The sequence below is a fragment of the Nocardioides turkmenicus genome (assembly GCF_011045035.1).
In the GTDB taxonomy this organism is placed as follows: domain Bacteria; phylum Actinomycetota; class Actinomycetes; order Propionibacteriales; family Nocardioidaceae; genus Nocardioides; species Nocardioides turkmenicus.
In genome coordinates this window covers 218,318-244,357 of record NZ_JAALAA010000005.1, presented here as the reverse complement: position 1 = coordinate 244,357, position 26,040 = coordinate 218,318, and the positions used below count along the sequence as shown (strand labels likewise).

The 26,040-nt window shown below is 69.7% G+C and carries 26 protein-coding genes; 13 read left to right on the top strand and 13 right to left on the bottom strand.

From position 1 onward, the window contains the following. The first annotated feature begins 42 nt into the window (after positions 1-42). The gene (locus tag G5C66_RS08005) at positions 43-1,431 is read left to right on the top strand and encodes an aspartate aminotransferase family protein (protein WP_165110424.1); all 1,389 of its coding nucleotides are present in this window, start codon (positions 43-45) and stop codon (positions 1,429-1,431) included. Here the strand turns inward: G5C66_RS08005 and G5C66_RS08000 are convergent. Further along, complete coding sequence (locus G5C66_RS08000) at positions 1,331-2,830, bottom strand: amidase (protein WP_241248321.1); 1,500 nt, start codon at positions 2,828-2,830, stop codon at positions 1,331-1,333. The genes G5C66_RS08005 and G5C66_RS08000 overlap by 101 nt on opposite strands. 66 nt (positions 2,831-2,896) lie before the next feature. Between G5C66_RS08000 and G5C66_RS07995 the strand changes: the two genes are divergently transcribed. After that, a complete protein-coding gene (locus tag G5C66_RS07995; RefSeq protein ID WP_165110423.1) occupies positions 2,897-3,541 on the top strand; it encodes a TetR/AcrR family transcriptional regulator in 645 nt (214 codons plus the stop codon). On the opposite strand, the gene G5C66_RS07990 is transcribed toward G5C66_RS07995, so the two are convergent. Next, the gene (locus G5C66_RS07990) at positions 3,512-4,126 is read right to left on the bottom strand and encodes a hypothetical protein (protein ID WP_165110422.1); all 615 of its coding nucleotides are present in this window, start codon (positions 4,124-4,126) and stop codon (positions 3,512-3,514) included. The genes G5C66_RS07995 and G5C66_RS07990 overlap by 30 nt on opposite strands. Before the next feature lie 19 nt (positions 4,127-4,145). Here G5C66_RS07990 and G5C66_RS07985 point away from each other — a divergent pair, with 19 nt between their 5' ends. Then, positions 4,146-4,319 (top strand): hypothetical protein, encoded by a 174-nt coding sequence (locus G5C66_RS07985; protein WP_165110421.1) that lies wholly within the window; start codon positions 4,146-4,148, stop codon positions 4,317-4,319. A 118-nt stretch (positions 4,320-4,437) separates the two neighbouring features. Here the strand turns inward: G5C66_RS07985 and G5C66_RS07980 are convergent, their stop codons facing one another. Continuing rightward, positions 4,438-5,826, bottom strand: coding sequence for an NAD(P)/FAD-dependent oxidoreductase (locus tag G5C66_RS07980; protein WP_338144104.1), 1,389 nt, complete (start codon positions 5,824-5,826; stop codon positions 4,438-4,440). A 124-nt stretch (positions 5,827-5,950) separates the two neighbouring features. Here G5C66_RS07980 and G5C66_RS07975 point away from each other — a divergent pair, with 124 nt between their 5' ends. The 7 genes from G5C66_RS07975 to G5C66_RS07945 all read left to right on the top strand — a co-directional run bounded on the left by G5C66_RS07975 (position 5,951) and on the right by G5C66_RS07945 (position 14,911). After that, positions 5,951-6,424 carry an Lrp/AsnC family transcriptional regulator gene (locus tag G5C66_RS07975; RefSeq protein ID WP_008363265.1) on the top strand — a complete coding sequence of 158 codons (474 nt, stop codon included), beginning with the start codon at positions 5,951-5,953 and terminating at the stop codon, positions 6,422-6,424. Then, entirely contained in the window at positions 6,421-7,803 is a 1,383-nt protein-coding gene (locus G5C66_RS07970) for an FAD-dependent oxidoreductase (protein ID WP_165110419.1), read from the top strand. Before G5C66_RS07975 ends, G5C66_RS07970 begins: the two co-directional genes overlap by 4 nt. 246 nt (positions 7,804-8,049) lie before the next feature. Continuing rightward, complete coding sequence (locus G5C66_RS07965; protein ID WP_206443829.1) at positions 8,050-9,921, top strand: hypothetical protein; 1,872 nt, start codon at positions 8,050-8,052, stop codon at positions 9,919-9,921. Further along, positions 9,918-11,162 carry an ABC transporter substrate-binding protein gene (locus tag G5C66_RS07960; protein WP_165110418.1) on the top strand — a complete coding sequence of 415 codons (1,245 nt, stop codon included), beginning with the start codon at positions 9,918-9,920 and terminating at the stop codon, positions 11,160-11,162. The genes G5C66_RS07965 and G5C66_RS07960 overlap by 4 nt, the downstream gene beginning before the upstream one ends. A 21-nt stretch (positions 11,163-11,183) precedes the next feature. After that, positions 11,184-12,455: a YeeE/YedE family protein gene (locus G5C66_RS07955; protein WP_206443828.1), complete on the top strand. Its 1,272-nt coding sequence runs from the start codon at positions 11,184-11,186 to the stop codon at positions 12,453-12,455. Positions 12,456-12,566: 111 nt separating this feature from the next. Beyond that, positions 12,567-13,874, top strand: coding sequence for a PQQ-binding-like beta-propeller repeat protein (locus G5C66_RS07950; protein WP_165110417.1), 1,308 nt, complete (start codon positions 12,567-12,569; stop codon positions 13,872-13,874). A 164-nt stretch (positions 13,875-14,038) separates the two neighbouring features. Next, positions 14,039-14,911 (top strand): RIO1 family regulatory kinase/ATPase domain-containing protein, encoded by an 873-nt coding sequence (locus tag G5C66_RS07945; protein WP_165110416.1) that lies wholly within the window; start codon positions 14,039-14,041, stop codon positions 14,909-14,911. 63 nt (positions 14,912-14,974) lie between these two features. On the opposite strand, the gene G5C66_RS07940 is transcribed toward G5C66_RS07945, so the two are convergent. Beyond that, entirely contained in the window at positions 14,975-15,538 is a 564-nt protein-coding gene (locus tag G5C66_RS07940) for a hypothetical protein (protein ID WP_165110415.1), read from the bottom strand. 103 nt (positions 15,539-15,641) lie between these two features. Between G5C66_RS07940 and G5C66_RS07935 the strand changes: the two genes are divergently transcribed. Then, complete coding sequence (locus G5C66_RS07935) at positions 15,642-16,754, top strand: LOG family protein (RefSeq protein WP_165110414.1); 1,113 nt, start codon at positions 15,642-15,644, stop codon at positions 16,752-16,754. On the opposite strand, the gene G5C66_RS07930 is transcribed toward G5C66_RS07935, so the two are convergent. Further along, a complete protein-coding gene (locus G5C66_RS07930) occupies positions 16,729-17,889 on the bottom strand; it encodes a glycosyltransferase family 4 protein (RefSeq protein ID WP_165110413.1) in 1,161 nt (386 codons plus the stop codon). The genes G5C66_RS07935 and G5C66_RS07930 overlap by 26 nt on opposite strands. 221 nt (positions 17,890-18,110) lie before the next feature. On the opposite strand from G5C66_RS07930, the gene G5C66_RS07925 reads away from it, so the two are divergent. Beyond that, positions 18,111-18,545 (top strand): hypothetical protein, encoded by a 435-nt coding sequence (locus G5C66_RS07925; RefSeq protein ID WP_165110412.1) that lies wholly within the window; start codon positions 18,111-18,113, stop codon positions 18,543-18,545. 17 nt (positions 18,546-18,562) lie between these two features. Here the strand turns inward: G5C66_RS07925 and rlmN are convergent, their stop codons facing one another. The 8 genes from rlmN to rpsB all read right to left on the bottom strand — a co-directional run bounded on the left by rlmN (position 18,563) and on the right by rpsB (position 25,071). Beyond that, positions 18,563-19,681, bottom strand: a complete 1,119-nt coding sequence (rlmN, locus tag G5C66_RS07920) for a dual-specificity RNA methyltransferase RlmN (protein WP_165110483.1) — start codon at positions 19,679-19,681, stop codon at positions 18,563-18,565. Positions 19,682-19,802: 121 nt separating this feature from the next. Next, positions 19,803-20,201 carry a hypothetical protein gene (locus tag G5C66_RS07915; protein ID WP_165110411.1) on the bottom strand — a complete coding sequence of 133 codons (399 nt, stop codon included), beginning with the start codon at positions 20,199-20,201 and terminating at the stop codon, positions 19,803-19,805. 77 nt (positions 20,202-20,278) lie between these two features. Next, complete coding sequence (locus G5C66_RS07910) at positions 20,279-20,782, bottom strand: histidine phosphatase family protein (protein WP_165110410.1); 504 nt, start codon at positions 20,780-20,782, stop codon at positions 20,279-20,281. After that, complete coding sequence (locus G5C66_RS07905) at positions 20,782-21,690, bottom strand: phosphatidate cytidylyltransferase (protein ID WP_165110409.1); 909 nt, start codon at positions 21,688-21,690, stop codon at positions 20,782-20,784. The genes G5C66_RS07910 and G5C66_RS07905 overlap by 1 nt, the downstream gene beginning before the upstream one ends. 160 nt (positions 21,691-21,850) lie before the next feature. Further along, a complete protein-coding gene (gene frr, locus G5C66_RS07900) occupies positions 21,851-22,405 on the bottom strand; it encodes a ribosome recycling factor (protein WP_338144110.1) in 555 nt (184 codons plus the stop codon). 63 nt (positions 22,406-22,468) lie between these two features. Next, on the bottom strand, positions 22,469-23,182 hold the full coding sequence (gene pyrH / locus G5C66_RS07895; protein ID WP_165110407.1) for a UMP kinase: 714 nt from the start codon (positions 23,180-23,182) through the stop codon (positions 22,469-22,471). Positions 23,183-23,350: 168 nt separating this feature from the next. After that, positions 23,351-24,160 carry a translation elongation factor Ts gene (tsf, locus tag G5C66_RS07890; protein ID WP_165110406.1) on the bottom strand — a complete coding sequence of 270 codons (810 nt, stop codon included), beginning with the start codon at positions 24,158-24,160 and terminating at the stop codon, positions 23,351-23,353. A 47-nt stretch (positions 24,161-24,207) separates the two neighbouring features. Then, positions 24,208-25,071: a 30S ribosomal protein S2 gene (rpsB, locus tag G5C66_RS07885; RefSeq protein ID WP_206443826.1), complete on the bottom strand. Its 864-nt coding sequence runs from the start codon at positions 25,069-25,071 to the stop codon at positions 24,208-24,210. Between the two features lie 410 nt (positions 25,072-25,481). Here rpsB and G5C66_RS07880 point away from each other — a divergent pair, with 410 nt between their 5' ends. Next, positions 25,482-26,033, top strand: a complete 552-nt coding sequence (locus tag G5C66_RS07880; protein ID WP_165110405.1) for a peptidoglycan DD-metalloendopeptidase family protein — start codon at positions 25,482-25,484, stop codon at positions 26,031-26,033. Positions 26,034-26,040 lie beyond the last annotated feature (7 nt).

The window sequence follows — 26,040 nt, the reverse complement described above, 5'->3', positions numbered from 1 at the left end:
ATTCGCTTGCGAAAGCGAGATGCGGTAGGTGACCATGGAGTCATGACCGGCAACCACGAACAGCTGCAGCGCGACGCCAAGGACCACCTCTGGATGCACTTCACGCGGCATTCGAGCTACGCCGAGGCGGATGTGCCGATCATCGCCAGGGGCGAGCGCGCCTACATCTACGACGTCGAGGGCAACCGCTACCTCGACGGCCTCGCCGGGCTGTTCGTCACCCAGGTCGGCCACGGGCGTGCCGAGCTCGCCGACGCGGGTGCGAAGCAGGCCAAGCAGCTGGCGTTCCACCCGCTGTGGTCCTACGCCCACGAGCCGGCCATCGAGCTGGCCGCGCGGCTGGCCTCGCTGGCCCCCGGCGACCTCAACCGGGTCTTCTTCACCAACTCCGGCTCCGAGGCCGTCGAGACGGCGTGGAAGCTCGCCAAGAACTACTTCAAGCTGCGCGGCAAGCCGGGCAAGCACAAGGTGATCGGGCGCAACATCGCCTACCACGGCACCACCCACGGGGCGCTGTCGATCACCGGCCTGGCCGACATCAAGGCACCGTTCGAGCCGCTGGTCCCCTCGACGTTCCGGGTGCCGAACACCAACATCTACCGCGCAGCCGAGATCACCGGCGGCCTGATGGACGGCAGCGACCCGGAGGCGTTCGGCCGCTGGTGCGCCGACCAGATCGACGTCGCGATCCGCGCCGAGGGGCCCGACACGGTCGCGGCGGTCTTCCTGGAGCCGGTGCAGAACTCGGGCGGCTGCTTCCCGCCTCCCCCGGGCTACTTCCAGCGAGTGCGGGAGATCTGCGACGAGCACGACGTGCTCCTCGTCTCCGACGAGGTCATCTGCGCCTACGGGCGGCTCGGCACGATGTTCGGCGCGGAGCGGTTCGGCTACGTCCCCGACATGATCACCTCGGCCAAGGGCCTGACCTCGGGCTACGCCCCGCTGGGCGCCACGATCATCTCCGACCGGCTGATGGCTCCCTTCCTCGAGGGCGAGGAGACCTTCTACCACGGCTACACCTTCGGCGGTCACCCCGTCTCCACCGCGGTGGCGCTGGCCAACCTCGACGTCTTCGAGGCCGAGGACCTGCTCGGCAACGTACGCCGCAACGAGGCCGCGTTCCTGGCCACGCTGGAGAAGCTGAAGGACCTGCCGGTCGTCGGCGACGTACGCGGCACCGGCTACTTCTACGGCATCGAGCTGGTCAAGGACCGCGATACCCGCGAGACGTTCACCACCGAGGAGTGCGAGCGCATTCTCTACGGCTACGTCTCCAAGGCGCTGTGGTCCGAGGGCCTCTACTGCCGAGCCGACGACCGCGGCGAGCCCGTCATCCAGCTCTCCCCGCCGCTGACCGTGGGTCAGGCCGAGTTCGACGAGATGGAGCAGATCCTGCGCCGGGTGCTGGAGAAGGCATCTCAGATGCTGTGATCCGCGGCCACGGCGACTGCTCCTCGAGGGCGTAGGCCAGCTCGAGGAGCGTCCGCTCGTCGCCGTACGCCGCGGAGAGCTGCACCCCGATCGGCAGTCCCTCCTCGCTGATCGCCATCGGCAGCGAGATCGCCGGCGCGCCGGTGATGTTCTGCAGCGGCGTGAACGCGACGTGCCGCCGGAGCCTGTCGACGAGGTCGTCGAACGGCACGTTCGGCGAGAGGTGGCCCAGCTGCGGGGTGACGCCGGCGACGACCGGGCACAGCACCACGTCGTGGTGGTCGAAGACGGCAGCGTAGGCCGCCGCGGCCCGCCGCAGGCGGTGCAGCGCGGCCGGCGTCCGGCGCCAGCCGCCGGCGGTGAACTCGCGACGCAGCCCGTCGGTGAGCCCGTCGAGGAGGCTGGTGTCGAGGGTCCGGTCGATGGTCAGCCGGCCCAGATTGCCGGCGAGGAAGGCGAGCAGGCCCCAGTAGGTCAGGAAGTCGTCGACGAAGCGTGCGTCGACCGGGATCGGGACCGGCTCGACGGTGTGGCCCTGCTCCTCGAGGAACGTGGCGGTCCGCTCGACGGCCGCCTTCGTCGGGGTGTCCACGACGGCGTCGGTCACCGACTCCATGATCATCGCGACCCGGAGCCGCCGCCGCGCGGGTCCCTCGACCAGCCCGAGGGGCGGGAGTGCCGGGTTGCGCCAGTGCCGCTCGAGCGCCGCGTGGAAGGTGGCCGTGTCGCGGACGGTGCGTGTCAGCACGCCTTCGCTGACCATGTTGATCGGCAGGGTGCGGGCCGTCTCGCCGTCGACGTGCCGCCCCCGGCTGGGCTTGAGCCCGACCAGCCCGGCGGCCGCGGCCGGGATCCGGATGGAACCGCCGCCGTCGTTGGCGTGCGCGATCGGCACGGCGCCGGCGGCGACCAGGGCCGCCGCGCCACCGGAGGACGCCCCGACCGAGTAGCGGGCGTTCCAGGGGTTGAGGGTCGGCGGCCCGCTTCGGAACTCCGTGGTCGCGTTGAGCCCGAACTCCGGCATCCGGCTCTTGCCCAGCACCGTCACCCCGCTGCTGAGGAACTGCGTCGCGTAGCGACCGTCGCGCTTGGCCGGCTGCGCCCGGATCGCCTCCGACCCGTGGTTGGTCGGCATCCCGAGCAGGTCGGTGTTGTCCTTGAGCAGGGTCGGGACACCGTGCAGCAGACCGCTGCCGTCCGCTGCCCGACGGGGCGAGTCGTAGGCCTCGTACGCCATCGCCTGGAGCGTCGGAGCGACCTGGCGCAGCCGGGCGACCGCCGCCGCCTCGACCTCGGCCGCGCTCAGGTCGCCGGTCCGGACGAGACGGGCGAGCTCGACGGCGTCGTGGTCGGCGAGGGCGTCGTCGGTGAAGGCGTGTACGCGGGTCGGTGCGGTCATGTCGGACAGCGTGCTGGATCAACTCCGAAAAGTCTAGAAGATCTTCCAGACTTTATGCTGGGCGCCATGAAGCGACGGCACGGCGACAGCGCCAGGCAGCGACGCGACGCCCTCGTCCGCGCCACGATCGAGGTGGCGGCGGAGAAGGGCATGTCCGGAGTGACCCACCGCGCCGTGACCGAGCGAGCCGGGCTGCCGCTGGCGACCGTCGGCTACTTCTTCGACTCGATCACGGACCTGGCCGCCGAGGCGTTGCGCACCGGCGTGGCCGAGGACGTCGCCCGGCTGCGTACGCTCGCCGACGATCTGGCCGCGACGGAGTCCGGCACCGACGCGATGGCCGAGGCCTTCGCGGCGGCGCTGATGTCACCGCCGGCAGACGCGCTCGCGTTCCTCGAGGGGCTGCTCCACGCCGCCCGCGACCCGGAGTTCCGTCCGGTGGTGGCCGAGGTGCTCACCGCCGGCCGCGACGTCGCGGAGCGCGCGGCGACGGTCGCGGGGGCGACCCGGACCGACCCCGGCTCGGTCCTCGCCCTCGTGCACGGCTACCTGCTGCACGCGCTCGCGGCCCCCGACCTGGTCGATCCCGACGCCCTCCTGCGCGGGCTCCGCGCGCTCGTCATCGGCACCCTGGTCGAGAGCGGCGAGGTCCCGCTGGCCCTACGGCTGGCGGGGCGCAGGTCAGCCGACGACGCGGACCTCGCTCCCTAGCACCGCGCCGTCCTGCAGGGTCAGGTGGTCGCCGGACCAGAAGCGACCCGGGTCGTAGTAGTTGGTGGGGCGCTCGTCGTCCAGCAGGCCCATCTCCTGGTAGGTGGCCGCGACGACCTCGGCACAGTAGACCTGCTCGATCCCGGCCTTGGAGCGGAACCTCCCGCGCGCCCAGCGCCCGGCCAGCGCGGCGGTCGAGGGGAACGGGGTGCCGTCGAGGCGCGCGATCGTCCGCAGCAGGGCGTCCTCCCGCTTGCGGTCGATGTCGGCGGTGAGCTGGCGCAGCCAGACCTGCTGCTCGTAGCGCCCGGCCCACTGCTCGACCGCCGCCCGCAGATCATGGAGCTGTACGCCGCGGTGATGGGTGCCGGTGTAGAGATCGAGCAGCCCCTTGCCGAGCTCAGCGTGCCACATCAGCGGCGGCAGGTCGTCGAGCACGACCGCCATCCCGACATGGTTGACCGGGGCGTTGCTGAGCATCCGGATCGCCCGGTCGGCGACCGACCGGCCCCGGAAGAGCCACAGATCACCGGTGCGGGTCTGGTCCACGGCGTCGGCAAGGGAGATAGTGGTGTCGTCAGACATCTCGAGCAGGGGGTCCTCAATGGGTTTCGGCAGTGCACGCGTGTGGAAGATCGTCGGTCTCGCCGGTCTGGCCGGGGTCACCGCGACAGGCGTCATCATCGCGCGCAACCACCGCCAGCGTACGCAGCGCACGCCGGAGGAGATCCACGCCAAGCTCCGCGAGCGGGTCGCGGCGGCTCAGGAAGCTGCCTGAGCGCGGTGCAGGGATACCCGGTTAACCGGGGATTCCAGCACTTCTCAGGCATTGCAACACCCGAGAAGTGCAGGAAACACCCGTACGCCGTGATGCATGAGGCTCGAGTGACTCGCGCCTAGGAGTCGAACCCGAGCCCGAGCCGGTCCATCGTCCGCAGGAACAGGTCGCGGCGGCCACCGTTGGCGTCCGCCTTACCGAGCGAGCGGACCATCATCGAGATGCCCGCGTAGCGCGCCGGCTCGGGCGGGAACGGCAGCGGCTTGGAGCGCACCATCTCCAGCGACGTACGCTCCGTCTGCTCGCCGCTCAGCAGGTCGAGCATCACCTGGGCACCGAAGCGGGTGGCCCCGACGCCGAGACCGGTGTAGCCGAGCGCGTAGGCCACGCGGCCGGCGTACGCCTTCCCGAAGAAGGCAGAGAAGCGGGTGCAGGTGTCGATGACACCGGCCCAGCGGTGGGTGAAGCGCAGCCCCTCGAGCTGCGGGAAGGTCTCGAAGAAGTGCGTCGCGAGCTTGTCGTGGGTCGCGCCGGTCTCCAGCTCCGGCGAGATCTTCGAACCGAAGTGGTAGATCGCGTCGTAGCCGCCCCACAGGATCCGGTTGTCCCTGGTCAGGCGGTAGTAGTGGAAGTGGTTGGCGGAGTCGCTGACCCCCTGCCGGTTGGCCCAGCCGATCGCGTCCATCTGCGACGGCGAGAGCGGCTCGGTCATGAGTACGTAGTCGTAGACCGGCACGGTCATCATCTTCAGTCGTCGCAGCAACGGCGGGAAGGCGTTGGTGGCCAGTGCCACCCGCCCGGCCCGCACCGACCCGGTGAGGGTCGAGACCCGCATCCCCGCCCCGTCCCGGGCGAGACCGGTGACCGCGGAGCCCTCGTGGATCGCCACACCGGCGTCCAGGCAGGCCTGCCGCAGCCCCCACGCCAAGCGTGCGGGCTCGACGGTCGCCGTGTCGCCGAGCACCTCCAGCCCACCGAGGTACGTCGGTGACCGGACCTCGTCCCGCGCCCCGGCCTCGTCCAGCAGCCGGTGCTTGATGCCGTGCTCGGTCAGCGCGGCCGACCACTCGGCGAGATCGTCGACCTCGTGCGGCCGGGTGGCGACGTTGAGGGCGCCGGCGAGCCGCCAGTCGCAGTCGATGCCGTGCTCCTGGATCGTCGCCGCCATCTCGTCGAGGTTCTGCTGGCCGAGCCGGTCCAGCGTCGCGAGCTCGTCGGGCCAGCGCTCCAGACCGTTCCAGAATCCGTGGGTCAGGGAGGCCTCGGCGAAGCCGCCGTTGCGCCCGGAGGCCTGGTCGCCGCACTGGCCGGCCTCCAGCAGCACCACTGACCACGACGGAAACCGCGTCCGCGCCAGCAGCGCGGTCCACAGCCCCGAGTAGCCGCCTCCGACGACCACCAGATCCGCCGACGCCACCCCGAGCAAGGGCGGCAGCGGCGCGGGCTTGGCGGGATCGTCGAGCCAGTAGACGGCGGGCTTCGCATCGGTCAGCGACACATGGTTCACGACGCCCACTATGGCAACTTCGCAGACACTCAGCCACACAGAATGTACGGAATCATGGAAATTGTTCGTTACACACGACGGATTTCGTTGCATCCGGCGTTGGAAAACGGGTTGACTGACCCGCATGACCACTCGCAAGCGCAACGGGGGCGCTCACCTCGACGAGGTCAACAAGCTCATCATCGAGCAGCTCCAGCAGGACGGCCGGCGCAGCTACGCCGCGATCGGCAAGGAGGTCGGCCTCAGCGAGGCCGCGGTGCGGCAGCGCGTGCAGCGCCTCGTCGACAGCGGCGTCATGCAGGTCGTCGCGGTCACCGACCCGCTCGAGCTCGGCTTCGCGCGGCAGGCCATGATCGGCGTACGCACCTCCGGGCCGATCGAGGGCATCGCCGACGAACTCGGCAAGCTCGACGAGGTCGACTACATCGTCATCACCGCCGGCTCCTACGACCTGCTCGTCGAGGTCGTGGCCGAGAGCGACGAGGCGCTCCTCAACCTGGTCTCCAGCAAGATCCGCGCCATCGAGGGCGTGGTGAGCACCGAGACGTTCATGTACCTCCACCTGCACAAGCAGACCTACGCGTGGGGCGTCCGGTGAGCCACCGATACCCCGGCATCAGCCTGTGGCACGAGACCGCCGGCGACGACTGGGAGCCGCGTCCGGCTCTGATGGGCGACCTCGAGGTCGACGTCGCGATCGTCGGCGCCGGCTACACCGGGCTGTGGACGGCCTACTACCTGGCCGAGGCCCGGCCCGACCTGAAGATCGCGATCCTCGAGGCCGAGGTCGCCGGGTTCGGCGCATCGGGCCGCAACGGCGGCTGGTGCTCGGCCCTCTTCCCGGCCTCGCTCGACAAGGTCGCGGCAGGCTCCAGCAGGGACGCCGCGCTCGCCCAGGACCGGGCGATGCGGGCGACCGTCGACGAGGTGATCCGGGTCGCCGAGGCGGAGGGGATCGACGCCGACATCGCCAAGGGAGGCACGGTCGTCGTGGCCCGTACGACCGCACAGCTCGAGCGCGCCCGGCACGAGGTGAAGCACGCCCGCTCCTGGGGCCTCGGCGACGCCGAGATCTCGCTGCTGGACCAGGACGCCGCCAGGAAGCGGCTCGCGGCGACCGGCACCCTCGGGGCGACCTACACCCCCGACTGCGCCGCGATCCATCCCGCCAAGCTCGTCCGCGGTCTCGCCCGCGCCGTCGAGGCCCGCGGCGTCACGATCTACGAGCAGACCCGGGTCACCGCGATCGAGCCGCACCTGCTGCGGACCGAGCGCGACGTGGTCAGCGCCGACGTCGTCGTACGCGCCACCGAGGGCTACACCCCGACCTTGGCCGGTCTCGAGCGCGAGGTCGTCCCGGTGCGCTCCCTGATCATCGCCACCGAGCCGCTGACCGACCTGGTCTGGTCGAGCATCGGCCTGGAGGAGCGCGAGACGTTCTCCGACGGCCGCCACCTGCTGATCTACGGGCAGCGCACCGCGGACGACCGGCTGGTCTTCGGCGGGCGGGGCGCACCGTACTCCTTCGGGTCGAAGATCACCCACGCGGACGCCTCCGACCTGCGCACCCACCGTCGCCTGGAGGCGACCCTGGTCGAGATGTTCCCGGCCGTACGCGGCCACAAGGTGACCCACCGGTGGGGCGGTGTCCTCGGCATCCCGCGCGACTGGCACGCCTCGGTCGGCTACGACCCGGCCAGCGGCATCGCCCATGCCGGCGGTTACGTCGGCGACGGGGTCGCGACCACCAACCTCGCCGGCCGTACGCTGCGCGACCTGATCATCGGCACCGACTCCGACCTCACCGCACTCCCCTGGGTCGGACACGTCTCCCCACGCTGGGAGCCGGAGCCGCTGCGGTGGCTCGGCGTCAACGCCGGGCTGCGCGCCATGACCGTGGCCGACGCCGAGGAGACCGCCACCGGCAAGGGCTCGCTGCTGGCCCGGGCCGTCGCACCGCTCGTCGGCGGTCACTGACACCTCCGCTCATCGATGCCGCTCCGGGATACCTGGAGCGGCATTGTCGTCTGTCGAGACCCCGTTGCGACGCTCTTGTCATTCCCAGGAAACTCTAGTTGTTTTATTGGGAAAGACCTATTCAGAGTCTCGTCTCGGAGGTGACCCGCAGTGATCCTGCAACGCCGTACCATCAGATCCCGTCTCGACAGACCCCGGCGCAGAAGGCTGCTCCCCGCGGCAGCCGCACTTGTCATCGCCGCCGGCGTGCTGACCTTGACGCCCTCGACCGCCGTCGCCGAGGACGACGCCCCGGTCACCAGCGACACCGGGGTCGGCGAGCTGCTGACGCAGCTGAAGACGGGCAGCGACATCCTGACCAACAAGGACGCGGTCGAGGGCGGTGACGGCAAGGACTACTGGATCAAGAACCATGTCGACTCCAGCCTGCTGCCGCCCAACCTGCTCCAGCAGCTCGGCGTCGACCAAGCCCTCATCGACCTCGGACTGGGCGGGCGCGACTCCGGCGGCACCGTCGAGGACGACGGCCTGCGCCACGAGTACCTGGTCGTATGGGCCGGCGACAACAACATCCTCGACAAGTCCGGCTCCGAGCTGCTCGACCTGCCCACGTCGATCGGTCTTGACCTGATCGGGCAGAAGAACCTCATCGGTCCCGACTTCTTCGCCGTCGTCGACGTGACCAAGGGCGCGAAGTCGTACGGCAAGGTCGTCAACACCGCCACCGTCGGGCCGCTGGTGGAGAACGAGCCGCACCACATGCAGTACCTGTGGCACAAGGGCGACAACATCTTCGCCGGTGGTCTCTTCACCGACGTGACGTACGTCCTGGACACCTCGCAGCTGCCGAAGCTGCAGCTCAAGGGGATCAACCTGCCGACCGACACGCTGTGCGGGTCGGTGCCGGACGCCTACTGGGTGACGAAGGACCACAAGGCGTACGGCACCTACATGGGTGGGCCGGACGTCCCCGGTCCCTGCACCTACACCGACGGCTCGGTGCGGATCGGCAACGGGTTCGCGGGCTCGCCGGGTGAGCTGGTCCGGCTCGACGAGAACGGCAAGACAATCGCCGAGGCGCCGGCCGCGACGACGAAGGCCGAGACCGAGCAGCGGTGCGACAGCATCCCGCTGCTCTCCCTGCCGACCTGCGCCAACCCGCACGGCGTCCAGGCCCGCGAGGACCTCGACACGCTGGTGACCAGCGACTACAACGAGCCGCGCAACATCATCCTCAACCCGGTGCAGCCGCTCTCGTCGTACCTGCGGCGGCCGACCGTGAGGTTCTGGGACATCTCGGAGAAGGACAAGCCGAAGCTGAAGTCGGTGACGTTCCTGCCCGACGGGCCGCGCAAGGGTCGGGTCGCGCACCACGAGGAGTCGCGGGCCGCGATGGAGGTCACCGTGACCAACCGGCCCGGTCACAGGGGTGCGTTCGCGGAGACGATGCAGGGCGGCGCGATCTACTACACGCCCGACATCACCGTGGACGAGCCGAAGTGGCAGCAGGTCTTCGACCTCGGCATCACCAACAAGCAGGTCGACCCGACCAGCGACGCCTACGGCGGCGGCAGCAACGGCGCCTGGATCCAGACGTCGCTGGACGACAAGTACCTCTATCACGCGGTCGCGGGCCGCGGCGCCACCAGCGACGACAAGGGCTCCAAGCCCTACATCCTGACGCTGGACATCCAGAAGCTGCTCGCCTCCGGCGACAGCCCGGCCTGCCGGATCGACACGCTCGAGGAGAGCTACTCCGGCGGCGCGGAGAGTGACTGCCCGGCGGTCGTCGACACCCTGGAGGCACCCGGCGGCCCGCACTGGGGCGCGCTCGACAACCTCGAGCTCGGCTCGGACGGCTACTACCACGAGACCACGGACGTGAAGCGGCTGGCGTACTCCAACTACTTCGTCGCCCGCACCGGCCTCAACGGTGACCACCGGCTGTGCCTGGTCGACATCGAGGACGGCAAGCTGACTCGTGATGAGGAGTTCCGGGACGAGAACACCGGCAACACCTGCATCGAGTTCAACCGGGACTCGTGGCCGCACGGCGCCTGGGGCCCGGCGAAGCCGCACTCGATGCTCTTCGTCACCGCGGACGCGGACATCAAGTGACGCTCGGTGACGACACCACCTGGCGGGACCGCATCCTGCGGTCCCGCCGGGTCGGCGTGCTCGTGGTCGCCGTGCTGCTCGCCGTCGGGGGCATCGGCTATGTCCTGTACGCCGGCTCGTCCGGCTCCTCCGGGGCCGAGGCGGACCGGTGGTCCCGTTCGGTGGCCGAACCTGCCCCGCTGCAGGTGCTGGGCGGAGAGCGCCGGCCCGGGTTCCCGTCGGTGCAGCGGATCGAGCACGACGGACTGGTGTTCACGGTGACCGTGGCGCCGGCGCTGCCCGGCCGCAACCTGGTACGCGTCGACGCACTGCCTCTCGAAGGCCATGAGCACGAGGCGGCCGACGAGGAGCTGACGGTCGAGGTCGACGGCGGCGCGGCGCCGGTCGAACCGACGAAGCGGCCCGGTTCCGACGGGCTGTGGGCGGTCGTCGACCTGCCGTCGGGTAATCCCACGGTGCTGGTCGCGCACGGGCCCGAACACCGGATCCCGGTGATGCTGGAGACCGGCTCGACGGGGTCGGCCGACGCTCTCTGGGCCGGCCCGGACGGACCGGAGTGCCTTCAGGCCGCCACGGCCGCGGTCCTGGCCGGCGGCAAGGCGCCGACCTCCTGCCCGGCTTCGTCTCTTCGGGGATCCGACCGGGCCGGGCTGACCAGCATCGTCACCACTCTCGCCTCCCGCGGGGTCGAGGAGATCGCGCTCTCCGCCGACTCCTCGCCCCGCTCGGCGGCCGCCTCGCGGCTCGTCCGGCGGCTGGCGGCAGCGGAAGGGGTCCGGGTCGTCCCGCCGTCCGCTCGTCCTGGCCGCCGCAGCGCCCTGGTGGTCGTCGCCGGCTGGCAACCCGCGGCGGAGCGTCTCGCCGCGGTCGCCGGCCTGCCGGTCGAGAAGCAGGCGCTGCGCTCGGACGGGGTCTGGCTGGCGCCCTGGCTCCTCTCCCCCGGTGTGGTCGACTCGACCACGGGCGCGGTGATCCCGCTCGACTTCGACATCCGTGACGAAGCGGCGCAGCGGTACAGCCAGACGCTGGCGAAGTACTTCCCCGAGCAGGCGCCGACCGGGTCGGCCTACCTCGCCTGGCGCCGGGCCCGCGAGGGCGCCAACGCGCGCGGGGAGTCGGCCTTCTATGCCGCTTCGCGGGCTGCGTACATGCCTGCCGAGCCGGGCCACAGCAGCCACGAGACGACCGTCTCCTGGTTCCCCGGCGGCACGGTCACCCGGATCAGCCTCCCCACCGGTTAGCCCCATCAGAAAGGTCCCACCATGTCCCTTCTCGATCGCCTCGGCACCAGTCGTGGCATCTCCCCCGACCTCTCGATCGCCCAGGCTCCGCCCACGGAGACCGAGTCACCGGCGCAGGTCCGCGTCATCGTCGTCGGCGCCCTCGCGACCATCGCACTCGGTGCTTACGTCCTGCTCCAGAAGGGCACCCTGCCCGCCATCCTGCTCACTCTCGGCGTCGCACTCGGGTTCGTGCTGTTCCACAGCCGCTTCGGGTTCACCTCGGCCTGGCGACAGCTCGTCTCGGTGCGGCAGGGCACCTCGCTGCGGGCGCACATGCTGATGCTCGCCGTCGCGGTGACGCTGTTCGCCCCGATCCTGGCCAACCAGTGGACCTACCAGGGCGTCCCGGCGGCCGGAGCGGTGGCACCGATCGGCTTCGGTCTCTTCATCGGCGCCTTCCTCTTCGGCGCCGGGATGCAGCTCGGCGGCGCCTGCGCCTCCGGCACGCTCTTCGCGATCGGCAGCGGGCAGAGCGCGATCCTGCTGACCCTCGGCGGCTTCATCGTCGGCTCCCTCCTCGGCGCCCTCACGCTGCCGTGGTGGAACGGGCTGCCCGCGCAGGAGCCGGTCGATCTCGCGGTCACGTTCGGTGGGTACGCCGGCGGCTGGGCCGCGACGCTCGTCATCATCGGGCTCGTGGTCGCGGTGACGTACCTCGTGGGCCGTGGCCGCGAGAAGCCGCCGGTCGACCGCGCACCGGTGGCCACCGGGTTCGCCCGGGCGCTGCGCGGCTCCTGGCCCCTGTGGGTCGGCGCGATCGGGCTGGCCCTGCTCAACGCACTGACCCTCTACTTCTCCGGAAGCCCGTGGGGAATCACCTTCGCCTTCGCGCTGTGGGGCTCCAAGCTCCTCGACGCGGTCGGGGTCGACGTACTGTCCTGGACGTTCTGGCAGGACCCCGCAAACCTGGCCAAGTACGAGGCCGGCATCTTCGTCGAGAAGACCTCGATCATGGACCTCGGCATCGTGCTCGGCGCGCTGCTCGCCTCCGCTGCCGCCGGCTCCTGGCTGCTGCACCGCCGGATCCCGCTGAAGCTCGCCGTCGGCGCGGTGATCGGCGGGATCCTGATGGGCTACGGCGCCCGGATCGCGGGCGGCTGCAACATCGGCGCCTACTTCTCCGGCATCGCCTCGATGAGCCTGCACGGCTGGCTCTGGGGCCTCACCGCGATCGCTGGCACGTTCGGCGGCCTGGCGCTGCGGCCGCTCTTCGGTCTCCCCAACCCAAAGCCGACCGACTCCGTCTGCTGACCGTCGCTGCGCGACAGGTGCGGATCCGCTCGGTGCTGGTCCGCACCTTCGACATCTCCGCAGGACCCGGGCGTTAGGCTGCCGATGTCGCATCGGGATCTCGGGGGAACCATGGCTGTCTCGTCCGGCGCCAAGAAGGCGCTCGTCTCTGTCGGCGTGCTAGCCGTCATCGGTGCCTTGCTCGTCGGGATCGGGCACTGGCGAGCCCACGACCTGATGGCCGGTGACGTCGTCTGGCACACGAAGGTCGACGACGGCCCGCAGGAGGCGGTTGTCGTACGGGACCGGATCTACACGTACGAAGACGATCGGCTCGCAATTCGTGACCTCTCTACTGGCAGGACTGTCGCAGAGGAGTACCAGGACGGGATCTTGGCTCACGTCGGAGACAGTGGTCATGTGGCGCTCGTCGACCTCGAACACGTCACCGTGTACGACCGGGACGGCAGACAACAGTGGCACCGAGCCCTCGACGACATCTACCAGCCGATCGCGATCAGCCTCGACGGCCAAGTGGACGCGATCGTCTGCTCCGAGCAGAAGAAGTGCTCGACAGTTCACTTCGACGCCTCCGGACGTGAGACCTCCCGTACGCAGCGGAGCTCGCCGGACCTCGCGGCGCCGGCGTTCATCGGCTACGGCACCTTGGAGGACCCGCTCGTACGGCGGGTCCCGACGATCGCGACCGATATCGAACCGGAGTCACACACGGTCCACCAGACGCGTGACGGCAAGCCGCTGGGTTCTCCGATCCAAGTCATGGATGACCATGTCGCGGCCCAGGTCGGCGATCTCCTCGTCGGAGTCGACCGCAAGGACGGCACCTGCACTTTCACGGCAACCCGAGCAGGAGCACCGGCCTGGAAGACCAGCACACGGTGCCCCGACCTCGGGTTCCCCGAGGTCGACGTCTTCGCCAACCGCATCTACCTCAACGACCGCTCAGAGGACGCTTACGAGATCGTCACCGCAGATCTCCAGGGTCGGCAGGCCAGCAGCTTCCGCATCAGAACCGGACCGACGTCCGAGTCGGAGCGACTACAGCTGTCGCCGACGCCGAACTCGGTCGTACTCACCTTGACCGACCAGATCTCGGCCTACTCGCCCACGACCGGGAAGCGCCTGTGGGTCAAGAAGCTGAATCGCACCTCCCACGACGCCCTCGAGAAGACCAAGAAGATCTATCCCGGCATCGATGTCAGCGGTCCGGTCATCGACCACTACGACAACGCCCCGCGGACGCTGGCAGAGCTCGCCGTCGGACGGGACGTACCGTCATATGTGCACACCTTCATCGACGCCGAGTCCGGGGACGAGTCGGCTGAGCTCGCCGCACCGTACGGCTCGATCATGCAAGGCCTCGACGACGGCAGGGTCCTCGTTCTCGGACCCGACGACATGTGGCTGGTCTCCCCCTAGGGAGCCGAATAAACCTGTTGCGTACGCCGGTCGCGGTCCTCCACCATGGACCGCGACCGGCGTCCTCGTCCACGAGGCGCACCTGAGCGAGAGGAGCAGACCGATGACCGTCGTTGTCCTGTGCCTGCCCACAGACCACATCTCTCGCATCAGGAGCACCCGAAGTGACTCAGGAGAACATCTCCGCTGATCCCATCGACGGGATCGACCCGAATTTCGTCTTCGACTTCCAGGCCTACGACGACTTGGAGGACGGACAACGCTGGTCCACCTGGCTCTCCGTGGAGCCGCTCTCCCGTGGGCCGGAGCCGCGCCCGGACTGGGTGGTGACCTCTCAGGGCGCCATCGACACCGAGCTCGGCGTACTCAAGACCGGCAAGGAGGCCGACGCCTTCCTGATCGTGCGCGCCGACCCGCTGTTCCCGGAGCAGGAGGCGCTGATGGTCGCCAAGCGCTATCGCGACAGCGACCATCGCAGCTTCCACAGGGCCGCGAGCTACACCGAAGGCCGTTCGGTCAAGCGCTCCCGTGACGAGCGCGCGCTGAAGAAGAACTCGACCTTCGGCCGCGAGGTCGCCAAGGCCGAGTGGGCCAACGCCGAGTGGAACGCGCTCGTACGCTGCTGGAACCTCGGCCTCCCGGTCCCCTACCCCGTGCAGATCGACGGGACCGAGATCCTGATGGAGTGGATCGCGGTCGAGGACGAGCTCGGGGAGCTCGAGACGGCGCCGCGTCTCGCCCAGACCCGCCCGGAGCGCCACGTCCTGGAGATGTGGTGGGACGGGCTCGTCGAGGCGCTGGCCACGATGGTGCAGGCGGGCTTGGTCCACGGCGACCTCTCGCCCTACAACATCCTGGCCCAGCAGGACCGGCTCGTGATCATCGACCTCCCCCAGATCATCGACCTGGTCGGCAACCCGCTGGGTTTCGACTTCCTGCTCCGCGACATCACCAACGTCGCGAAGTGGTTCCAGGCCAGGGGCCTGGAGGTCGATGAGCAGGAGGTCTACGCCGACCTGATGGCCCACGCCTTCTGAGTCCGCTCGCGTGATGCCAGGAGCGACCTGGAGGTCCCGCTCCTGGCATCACAGTGCTTCCGCTCAGGCGAACGAACAGACCTTGGGCGCCCCTTTGAAGAAGAGGCGCCCCAGAATCACGCCGCCCAAGAACTGGGTGCGGATCTTGACCCCCGAGGGATGCACGAGGTCGGCGGAGTCGAAGTCGGGGTTGGCCGCGGTGACCATGCCGTTCAGATTCTCACGCTCGCTGATCCGCCACCCGTGCTCGACGAGGTGGTCGAGGATCTCGACATACCCGACAGCCGCTGGCCGGCTCACCTCGTCGTAGGCAACGGGTTCTGTCGCCGTCCATTCGAACCACGCCTCGGCCTGGACCAGCCGTCCGTCCGATGAGTCGTAGCCGCACTCCCCGACGTCGGCGTCATGCGTCCTTCGCAGACCTTCCGGCGTCGGGATCGCGTTGACCTGCTCCAGATGCGGCGCGAGCCGCTCCCGTCGTACCTCGAGCGCCTTCTCGTCGGTGACGATCTCAGGTGTGCTGTCAGCAGCCGCGTCCCGGATCACGATCCCGGCCACGAGGAGGCAGACGCACAAGACCGCCAGAGCGACGCCGATCTCGACCAGCACCGGGTGGGAGCCTGCCACCCGGCGGAATCTCGCCAGCGACACCTGACCACCTCCCTACCGGCAGCCCGACGTCGGACCGTGTGCAGACGATATCTCCACTGTCGGTCGGTAGGTTGATCTCATGAAGCATCACCGGGGACGCCATGTCGACATCGAGTCGGTCGCGGAGCTCGATGGCCACCTGGCGGCCGGGGCGGACACCCTGAAGGGATGGCGGCTGCGGTCGCTGGATCTGACGTCCCGTTCCGGCACGCTGCGGGAGACCGAGCTCGCCGGGGCGACGTTCCTCGGGTGCACCTTCGCACCCGGCGACGTCGACTACGCCGAGGACGAGGGCGCGCTGGTCATGCCGGTGATCCCGGAGGTCCCGGTCGACGTCTACCGCTCCCGGCTCTACACCCCCGAGGAGCTCTACGACGACCCGGTCTACGCCCGGAGCCTCGACGCGAAGGCGTACGCCTGGCTGCAGCAGCCGCTCGACGCCGACGACGAGCTCGCGATCACCCTCCACGACCACGCGATCGACTCCGCCCTGGAGGCGTGGGTGCGCGCACGACGCGACGAAGGGACCCGGATCGTCGGGATGATGGGCGGGCACGCGCTGCAGCGTGGCGAGGAGACGTACGCGACCGCTGCCCGCCTCGCCCAGCACCTGGCCGGCCGACACGTGGTCGCCACCGGCGGCGGCCCGGGAGCGATGGAGGCCGCCAACCTCGGTGCCTTCCTCGCCGGGGCGCCGAAGACCGCGTTGGAGGACGCCCTCGAGTCGCTGGCGACGGTGCCGTCGTTCCGGCCCTCGATCGGGGCCTGGGCGGAGGTGGCCCTCGACGTGCGCAACCGGGTCGAGGGCAGGCCCGGTCGGTCGCTCGGGATCCCGACCTGGCACTACGGACACGAGCCGCCCAACGTGTTCGCCGGGGCGATCGCTAAGTACTTCCGCAACGCCACCCGGGAGGCGGTGCTCCTGGAGGTCTGCGACGGCGGCATCGTCTTCCTGCCGGGGGCCGGCGGCACCGTCCAGGAGGTCTTCCAGGACGCCTGCGAGAACTACTACGCCGACATCAGCGCGGTCGCGCCGATGGTGCTGGTCGGGCGACGCTACTGGACCGAGGAGCTGCCGGTCTGGCCGCTCCTGCAGGCCCTCGCGCGCGGCCGCGCGATGGAGGACCACATCCACCTCGTCGACACCGCCGAGGAGGTCCTCGAGGTCATCGCGGCCGGCGTGACCGGATGACGTCGCGGTAGTGGTCCACCAGGGCCGCGTTCACCGCGCCCCAGGACTTGTGCGCGACGCTCTTGCGGGCCTCCCGCCCCATCCGCAGGCGCAGCTGCGGGTCGTTGTGGAGCAGCGCGACGTGGGAGCCGAGTTCGTCGCGGCAACCGGGCTCGTAGAAGAAGCCGGTGACACCGTCGGCGACCAGGTCCAGCGGCCCACCTGAGCGGGGCGCGACCACCGGGACGCCGGAGGCGAGCGCCTCCTGGACCGCCTGGCAGAAGGTCTCGTGGGAGCCGGTGTGCACGAACACGTCGAGCGAGGCGTACGCAGCCCCCAGCTCCTCCCCCTGCAGCACGCCCAGGAAGGTCGCGTTCGGGAGCAGCTGACGCAGCTCCTTCTCCTGCGGGCCACCGCCGACGAGCACGACCTTGTACGCCGGGTTGTGCGCCAGCGCCGCGAGGAGATGCAGCTCCTTCTCCTGGGCGAGCCGGCCGACGTACCCGACGATCGTCTCGCCGTTGGGCGCGAGCTGGGCACGCAGGTCGTGGTCGACGCGGCTCGGGTGGAACAGCTCGACGTCGACGCCGCGCGGCCACAGGCCGGTACGCTGCACGCCCAGGCCCTCGAGCTGGGTGAGCGCCGAGGAGCTCGGCGCCAGGGTGCGGTCGGCGGCCGAGTGCGCCTGCCGGGTGAGCATCGCGGCCGCCTGCGGGCCACCGACGGCCTTGTACTTGTCCCAGAAGCCGACCAGGTCGGTCTGGTAGATCGCCACGCTCGGGATGCCGAGCTCCTTGGCGACCAGCACCGCCTGCCGCCCGAGCAGCGCGGGCGAGGCGACGTGGACGACGTCGGGGCTGAACCGGCGCATCACCGCGCGCAGCTTGCGCCGAGTCTCGAGACCGACGCGGAAGTCCTTGTAGACCCAGAACGTCGCGCCCCGGGTGCGGGTCACCGGGAACCCGGCGTACTCGCTGGGGCCGGTGGGCGCGACGACCTCGACCGTGTGGCCGTCGACCGCGAGATGCTCGAGCACGCGGCGTACGGAGTTCGTCACGCCGTTGACCTGCGGCAGGAACGACTCCGTGACGATGAGGACACGGAGCGGTTCTGAGTTGGCGGCGACCAGCGGGACCCGATCGAGGCTGATGCTCATGTTTCCGATGGTGAGCGCCATCCGGCAACGTGATCCCCGACTTGGTTGACAGGTCGGTGAACCTACCGTGGCCAGAACTCCGTGCCGGACGACAGATAGTCCAGGCGGTGTCATCAGCGGAAACGTTGCGTGACCCGCAGAGATCTGTCACCACAATCCCTCCGCGACCGAGACAGGCTCAGGGGGTTGCCGCCCGCCCGCTCGCTTGCCACGATCGCGGCATGACCACCGATGACGAGCACATCCGGCCCGATGGCGTCGACGACCTCACCGTCGAGGCGCTCGGCACCATCAGCGAGGCACTCGAAGCGATCGAGATCGCCCGCGGTCATCTGTACGCCCTGCACCGGATCACCGGCACCGCCGACCTCACCCTCGGCAAGGGCGTCCAGCAGCTGCGCGAGGCCGGCCACACCGACCTGGCGGACAGGTTCGAGCGCGAGCTCGTCGGCCGCAACGTGCTCGACGGCAGGTGGACCTTCCAGATCGTCGAGGAGTACGACGACGGCTACTACGCCACGTTCAAGCGGCTGGAGAAGGAGGCGCGGGACGCCCTCGTCGAGGGCAAGCGGCACCTCTACGAGTCGGAGATGAAGGAGGCCCGCCGCACCCCAGGCCAGCACGGCCACGAGCGCCGGCCCACACCAGGGGCTTGAGCCGGGCGGTACCCGGGCTACTCAGCGGCGGCGAGCTGGCCGCAGGCGCCGTCGATCTCGCGACCGCGGGTGTCGCGGACGGTGGTGGAGATGCCCTTGGCCTCGAGACGGCGTACGAACTCACGCTCGTCGGCCGGGTCGGAGGCGGTCCACTTCGAGCCGGGGGTGGGGTTGAGCGGGATCAGGTTGACGTGGACCCAGCCCCAGTCGCCGTAGGAGTTGAGGACGTCGGCGAGGAGGTCGGCGCGCCAGGCCTGGTCGTTGATGCCGCGCATCATCGCGTACTCGATGGAGACGCGGCGCTTCGTCACGCGCGCGTAGTTCCAGGCGGCCTCGACGGTCTCGGCGACCGAGAAGCGGGTGTTGATCGGGACCAGCTCGTTGCGCAGCTCGTCGTCGGGCGCGTGCAGCGAGAGGGCGAGGGTGACCGGGATGCCCTCCTCGGTGAGCTGCTTGATCCGGGGCACGAGGCCGACGGTGGAGACGGTCACGTGGCGGGCGGAGAGGCCCAGGCCCTCGGGGGCGGGCGAGGTGAGGCGGCGTACGGCTCCCATCATGGCCTTGTAGTTGGCCATCGGCTCCCCCATACCCATGAAGACCACGTTGGAGAGGCGGCCGGGGCCGCCGGGGATCTCGCCGCTAGCCATCTGCCGGGCGGCGACCACGACCTGGTGGACGATCTCGGCGGTCGACATGTTGCGCTCGAGGCCGCCCTGGCCGGTGGCGCAGAACGGGCAGGCCATGCCGCAGCCGGCCTGGGAGGAGATGCAGACGGTGGCGCGGTCGGTGTAGCGCATCAGCACCGACTCGACCAGCGCGCCGTCGAAGAGCTTCCACAGCGTCTTGCGGGTGGTGCCCTTGTCGGCCTCCTGCTGACGGATCGGCGTCATCAGGTCGGGCAGGAACGTGTCGACGAGCTCCTGGCGCTGTGCCGCGGGCAGGTCGGTCATCTTCTCGGGGTCGTCGACCAGACGCTCGAAGTAGTGCACCGAGAGCTGCTTGGCCCGGAACCCGGGCAGCCCTGCCTCCTTCGCCGCTTCCTGACGGCCGGCCAGATCGAGGTCGGCCAGGTGGCGCGGCGGCTTGCCGCGACCCTTGGGCGGCGCCATCACCAACGGCAGGCGGCGCCCCTCCATCGCGGCGGCCTCTGCCTCGGGGCTGTGCGGGGCCGGTACGGTCACGGGGTCGGGCTGGGTCACCCCTCCAGTGTCCCACCGGGGTGCGGCGTACGGCGAAACCTCGATCCGGCCTGGCCCGTCAGCCCGTCTTGAGCAGGATCCAGAACACCGCGGCGCCGACTCCGACGACGACCACCACGGTCAGGATGATCCCCAACCAGACGAACTGGGCCAGTCGGCGGGTCTTGCGCGGGACCAGCAGTGCCAGCGGCACCAGCAAGGTCAGCGCGACCCACGGGAACAGCTCCTCGGCCCGCTCCTGTCCGACCACCCACGTCAGCAGAGCGCCCCAGGTGCCCGGCACCAGGATCGCGTACGCCAGGCCGAGATAGAACCCGACCAGTGCTGCCACGGTCGGGTGCGAGTCCTGCAGCCACGCCCACACGCCACCGGACCCCGAGGACTCCTCCTCCGGGCCGTGATCAGCCTCGACGTCTGGATCGGGGTCCACGTCGAGGTCCGCGGGACGCTGGGTCACCCTTCAACCGTAACGCCGAACTCCGTCACCCTTGGTAAAGAATCGCCGCCACGACGAACTGGCGCGAATCCACCCGATCAGACGTCGACGGTGAAGACATCCGGGAAGCCGAGGTCTCGCCAGCGGGCGAGATCGGGCGGCGTGCCGGTGAGCTCGCTCGCCAGCACGGTCCACGCGGTGCCGTGGCCGACGAGCACGACGTCCTCGCCCGAGTGGGCCGAAAGGATCCCGGTCACGGCCTTCGTCACCCGGGCGCGGCAGTCGTCGAGCGGCTCCCAGCCGTCGTACGCAGCCACCGTCGGCTCCGCGAACGCGCGCTCGACCGTGGCCTCGAAGTCGTCGACCCAGCCGGGGCCGCGGCGGTGCTCGCGGAGCGCCTCGACGACGCCGACGTCACCGTCGGTGAGCAGCTGGGCGGTCTGCTGGGCCTTGGGCTCGGGCGAGGAGTACCACGCCGCGCCGGCCGGCAGTCGGTCGCGCAGCGCCCACACGTCGTCGAACCCGGCCGGGTCCAGCTCCCACTGGTCCGCGGTGACACCGCGGACCTGGACGGGGCGGCCGTGGCGTACGAGGAAGAGCATCAGAAGACGGCGTAATGGAGGATCAGCCAGACCGGGGCGACGGTCGCCAGGAGCGAGTCGAGGCGGTCCATGAGGCCGCCGTGGCCGGGGATGATCTGGCTCATGTCCTTGATGCCGAGGTCGCGCTTGATGACCGACTCGACCAGGTCGCCCAGGACGGCCATCACGCAGGCGACCACGCCGAGCGCGACACCGACCCACCACTCTCCGTCGAGCAGCCACACGACCAGGCCGACACCGGTGGCGACGGTGAACACGACCGACCCGGCGAAGCCCTCCCAGGACTTCTTCGGGGAGATGACCGGCGCCATCGGGTGCCGACCGAAGAGGACCCCGGCGATGTAGCCGCCGATGTCGGACATGATCGTCAGCAGGACCCAGACGATGATGCCGCGTACGCCGTCGTCGGAGAGCCCGCCCGAGGTCCAGTCGCCGCCCTCGCCGAGCATGAGCGCGACGAACGAGCCCAGGAACGGCAGGTAGAACAGCGTGAGCACGGCGGCGGCGGAGGTGCGTACGTAGCCTTCGACGCCGCGCCGCAGGACCCAGAGCATGATCACCAGCGCCGAGACCGCGGTGGCGGTCACCAGCGCGTCGGCACCGAGGAAGTACGCCACCAGGACCATCACCGTGCCGCCGATCATCAGCGGCTGCTCGGGGACGTCCATGTCCTTGGCCATCAGGCCGCGGTGGAGCTCCCAGACCGCGGCCACGACCGCCGCGACGACGATCAGCATGAACGCCGTCTTCACGAACATCAGGCTCAGCGCCACGACCGCCAGGAGGACGACGGCGGAGCCGATCGCGGCGGGCAGGTTGCGGCCGGCGCGGCCGTAGTCCTTCTTCGGCGGCTCGGAAGCTGACGAAGAAGGAGACGGCGGCGTCTGGCTCACAAGGGATTCCTTCATGCTCAGGTCCTCTTTCTGGGTCTCGATCCGCGGCGCTCGTGGGACTCGACTGCGTCGCTCGGTGGATCTCGACACGCGGTCGCCGCTTCGCAGGCTCAGCGGCGCGCTCGCTCGATCTCTTCGCGTTGTGACCCTGCGACTTCGTCGCAGGGTCACAGGCTCAGACCTCCAGCAGCTCGGCTTCCTTGGACTTGAGCAGCTCGTCGATCGCGTCGGTGTGCTTCTTGGTGAGGCCGTCGAGGCGCTTCTCGGCACCGGTGACGTCGTCCTTGCTCGCCTCGCCGTCCTTCTCCAGCTTCTCCAGGCCCTGCTTGGCCTTCTGGCGCACCTGGCGCACCGAGACCCGGCCCTGCTCGGCCTTCTCCTTGGCGAGCTTGATGTATTCCTTGCGGCGCTCCTCGGTGAGCTCGGGGAAGACCGCGCGCAGGATCTTGCCGTCGTTGGACGGGTTGACGCCGAGGTCGGAGTCGCGGATCGCCTTCTCGACGTTGGCCATCGCACCGATGTCGAAGGGGGCGATGTTGATGATCCGCGGCTCGGGGCTGGTGAAGGAGGCGAGCTGCTGGATCGGCGTCGGGGTGCCGTAGTAGTCGACCAGGATCTTGTTGAACATCTGCGGGGTGGCCCGGCCGGCGCGGATGGTGGCGAAGTCCTCACGCGTGGAGTCCACCGACTTCGCCATCTTGCTGTCGGCCTCGTTGAGGATGTCGTTGATCACCAGATGCTCCTGTGCGCTCGTAAGTGTTGTGGGTGTGGGGTGGCGTGTGGCTCGTGCCGCTCAGCCGGCGGTGACGAGCGTACCGATCTTCTCACCCTGGACGATGCGGTAGATCGCCCCCTCGTCCTCCGCGCCGTAGACCACGATCGGCATCTTGTTCTCCATGCAGAGGGCGAACGCGGTGGCGTCGGCGATCTTGAGCTGCTTCTGCAGCGCCTCGCCGAAGGTGAGCTCATCGTACTTCGTCGCCGTCGGATCCTTCTTCGGGTCGGCGGTGTAGATGCCGTCGACGCCGTTCTTGGCCATCAGGACGACCTCGGCGTGGACCTCGAGTGCCCGCTGGGCGGCGACGGTGTCGGTGGAGAAGAAGGGCATGCCGGAGCCGGCTCCGAAGATCACGACTCGACCCTTCTCGAGGTGGCGCATGGCCTTGCGCGGGATGTAGGGCTCGGCGACCTGACCCATGGTGATCGCGGTCTGCACCCGGGTGTCGACGCCCTCCTTCTCGAGGAAATCCTGCAGCGCGAGGCAGTTCATGACGGTGCCGAGCATGCCCATGTAGTCGGCGCGGGCCCGGTCCATGCCGGCCTGCTGCAGCTCGGCGCCGCGGAAGAAGTTGCCGCCACCGACGACGATCGCGACCTGCACGCCGGAGGCGGCGACGGCGGCGATCTCCTTGGCGATCGAGGCGACCACGATGGGGTCGACGCCGACCTCGCCACCGCCGAAGTTCTCTCCGGACAGCTTGATCAGGATGCGCTGGTAGCGGGTCATGCCGTGGCCTTTCCTCGGGCGACGTCGTGCGGGGTGGTGCAGATGTTCTCGGCGTACGAAAGAGCCGGTCCGATGATGACCATTCGGTTCATCGGACCGGCTCCTTTCGTCGTACGTTGCTGCTCAACCTAACGGATCACGCCTTCACGGCGTGGTGTCAGGCTCGGTTCAAGCGCCGACGTCGAAGCGGGCGAACTGCTTCACCTGCGTGTTGGCGGCGTCCAGGACCTGCTTGACGGACTTCTTCGACTCGAAGACCGACTCCTGGTCGAGCAGGACGATCTCCTTGAAGAACGCCTTGATGCGGCCCTCGACGATCTTGGCGACGGCAGCCTCGGGCTTGCCCTCCTCGAGCGTCTTCTTGGTGAGGACGTTCTTCTCGGCCTCGACCACGTCGGCCGGGACCTCGTCGGAGGTGAGGTACTGCGCCTTGAGCGCGGCGGCCTGCTGGGCAGCCTGCTTGGCGGCCGCCTCGTCACCCTCGTAGGCGACCAGGACGCCGAGGCTCGGCGGCAGGTCGGAGGCCTTCTTGTGGAGGTAGACCGTGGTCTGGCCCTCGAAGTAGGCGACCTGGCCGAGCTCGATCTTCTCGCCGATGGTGCGGGCGAGCTCCTCGACGGTCTCGCCGACCGTCTTGTCGCCGAGCGAGACGCCCTTGAGGGTCTCCAGGTCGTTGACCTTGTTGGCGTCGGCGGCGTCGGCGATCTGCTGAGCGGCGGTGACGAAGCCCTCGTTCTTGGCGACGAAGTCGGTCTCCGAGAGGAGGCTGACCAGCGCGTTGCCCGACGCGGCGACGAGGCCGGCCGAGGTGGTGCGCTCCGCAGCGCGGGCGGCAGCCTTGGCCGCACCCTTGACGCGGAGGAGCTCCACAGCCTTGTCGAAGTCGCCGTCGGTCTCGTCGAGCGCCTTCTTGCAGTCCATCATGCCGGCCTGGGTCAGCTCACGGAGCTTCTTGACGTCGGCAGCGGTGTAAGCCATGTGTGTCTTCCTCTGACTTGTGAGTGGCTTGGGGTGGACGATGAGGCTCAGGCCTCGGCCGGGGCCTCGGGGGTCTCGGCGGGGGTCTCCTCGGCGGCCTCAGCAGCCGGGGTCTCCTCGGCCTTGGCCTCCTCGGCGCCCGGGGTCGCCAGCAGCTCGCGCTCCCACTCGGCCAGGGGCTCCTCGGCGGTGGCGCCCTCGGTGCCCTCGCTCTTGCCACCGGAGCGGGCGATGAGGCCCTCGGCGACGGCGTCGGCGACCACGCGGGTCAGCAGGCCGACGGCGCGGATGGCGTCGTCGTTGCCCGGGATCGGGAAGTCCACCTCGTCGGGGTCGCAGTTGGTGTCCAGGATGCCGACGATCGGGATCCGGAGCTTGCGAGCCTCCTCGACGGCGAGGTGCTCCTTCTTGGTGTCGACGATCCACACGGCGGACGGGGTGCGGCCCATCTCGCGGATGCCGCCCAGGGTCTTCTCGAGCTTGTCGCGCTCCCGCTTCATCTGCAGGAGCTCCTTCTTCGTGCGGCCCGAGCCGGCGACGTCGTCGAAGTTGACCTCGTCGAGCTCCTTGAGGCGGTTGATCCGCTGGTGCACGGTCTGGAAGTTGGTGAGCATGCCGCCCAGCCAGCGCTGGTTGACGTAGGGCATACCGACGCGGGTCGCCTGCTCGGCGATGGCCTCCTGGGCCTGCTTCTTGGTGCCCACGAACATGATCGTGCCGCCCTTGGCCACGGTCTCCTTGATGAAGGCGTAGCTGCGGTCGATGTAGGCCAGCGACTGCTGCAGGTCGATGATGTAGATGCCGTTGCGGTCGGTGAGGATGAACCGCTTCATCTTCGGGTTCCAGCGACGGGTCTGGTGTCCGAAGTGGACGCCGCTCTCGAGGAGCTGGCGCATGGTCACGACTGCCATGATGTTTTTTCTCCTAGGTGGTGGCCCGCGTTGCACCGCTGGTGGCTCGACCTTGCGTTTCTCGAGGTCGGGCGGGTGTCGGCGCGAGCCGGTCGGTTTTCAGTTTCGCGCCCATCGGTGGTGACGGGCCCTGACGCCTGCACGCGGTCCGACCTGAGCAGGGTGCTCAGGACTGAGGGCCGCGCCCGCGGGCGACCGGTGTCTCGGAGCGAGAAACCGTCGCGGTCTGCTGGCGTGCGAAGTCAGCCCACAGGGGGCTGCCGTCCCAAGACTAGCCGCCGACCACGGTCTCGGGCCAATCCCGCCTTGACGGGCCGATAGGTGTCCACAGGGGTATCTCGGGACCGAGTTGTCCACAGGCCGCGCGGAGCCCGTTGTGCCGGTCCTCGATCCGAGGTTGTCTGCTCGTCATGACCTCGTTTCGCCTCTCCGACCGGGCCCGCGCCCTCGTCGCGGCCCTGTTCCTCGTCGTCCTCATCGCCCCGTCAGACCCAGCCTTCGGAACGCCACGTGCCGAGGTGGCGCCGTCCGGCGCCTCGCTGGGTGGGGCTGTGGGTCACGACGAGGGTCCGGGTCCGGTCGGAGCCGCCGAGGAGATGCCTCAGGGCGAATGGCCGCTGGCTCCGCAGCCGGAGATCGTGCGCCGCTTCGACCCTCCAGACGCTCCCTGGGCCGCGGGTCATCGCGGCGTCGACCTGGTGGGAGCGCCCGGGGCGGTCGTTCGCGCCGCGATGGCGGGCACGGTCGCCTTCGTCGGCGTGATCGCCGGCAAGCCGGTGGTGAGCGTCGACCACGGTGCCACGCGGACCACCTACGAGCCCGTGGTCGCCACCGTGGCCGAGGGCGACCCGGTCGCGGCCGGTGCTGCTCTCGGCCGGCTCGGCGTCGCGGGCTCCCACTGCTTCCCGGGCGCGTGCCTGCACTGGGGATGGATCCGCAACGCCGACGCATTACCTCGCTAATGGATAC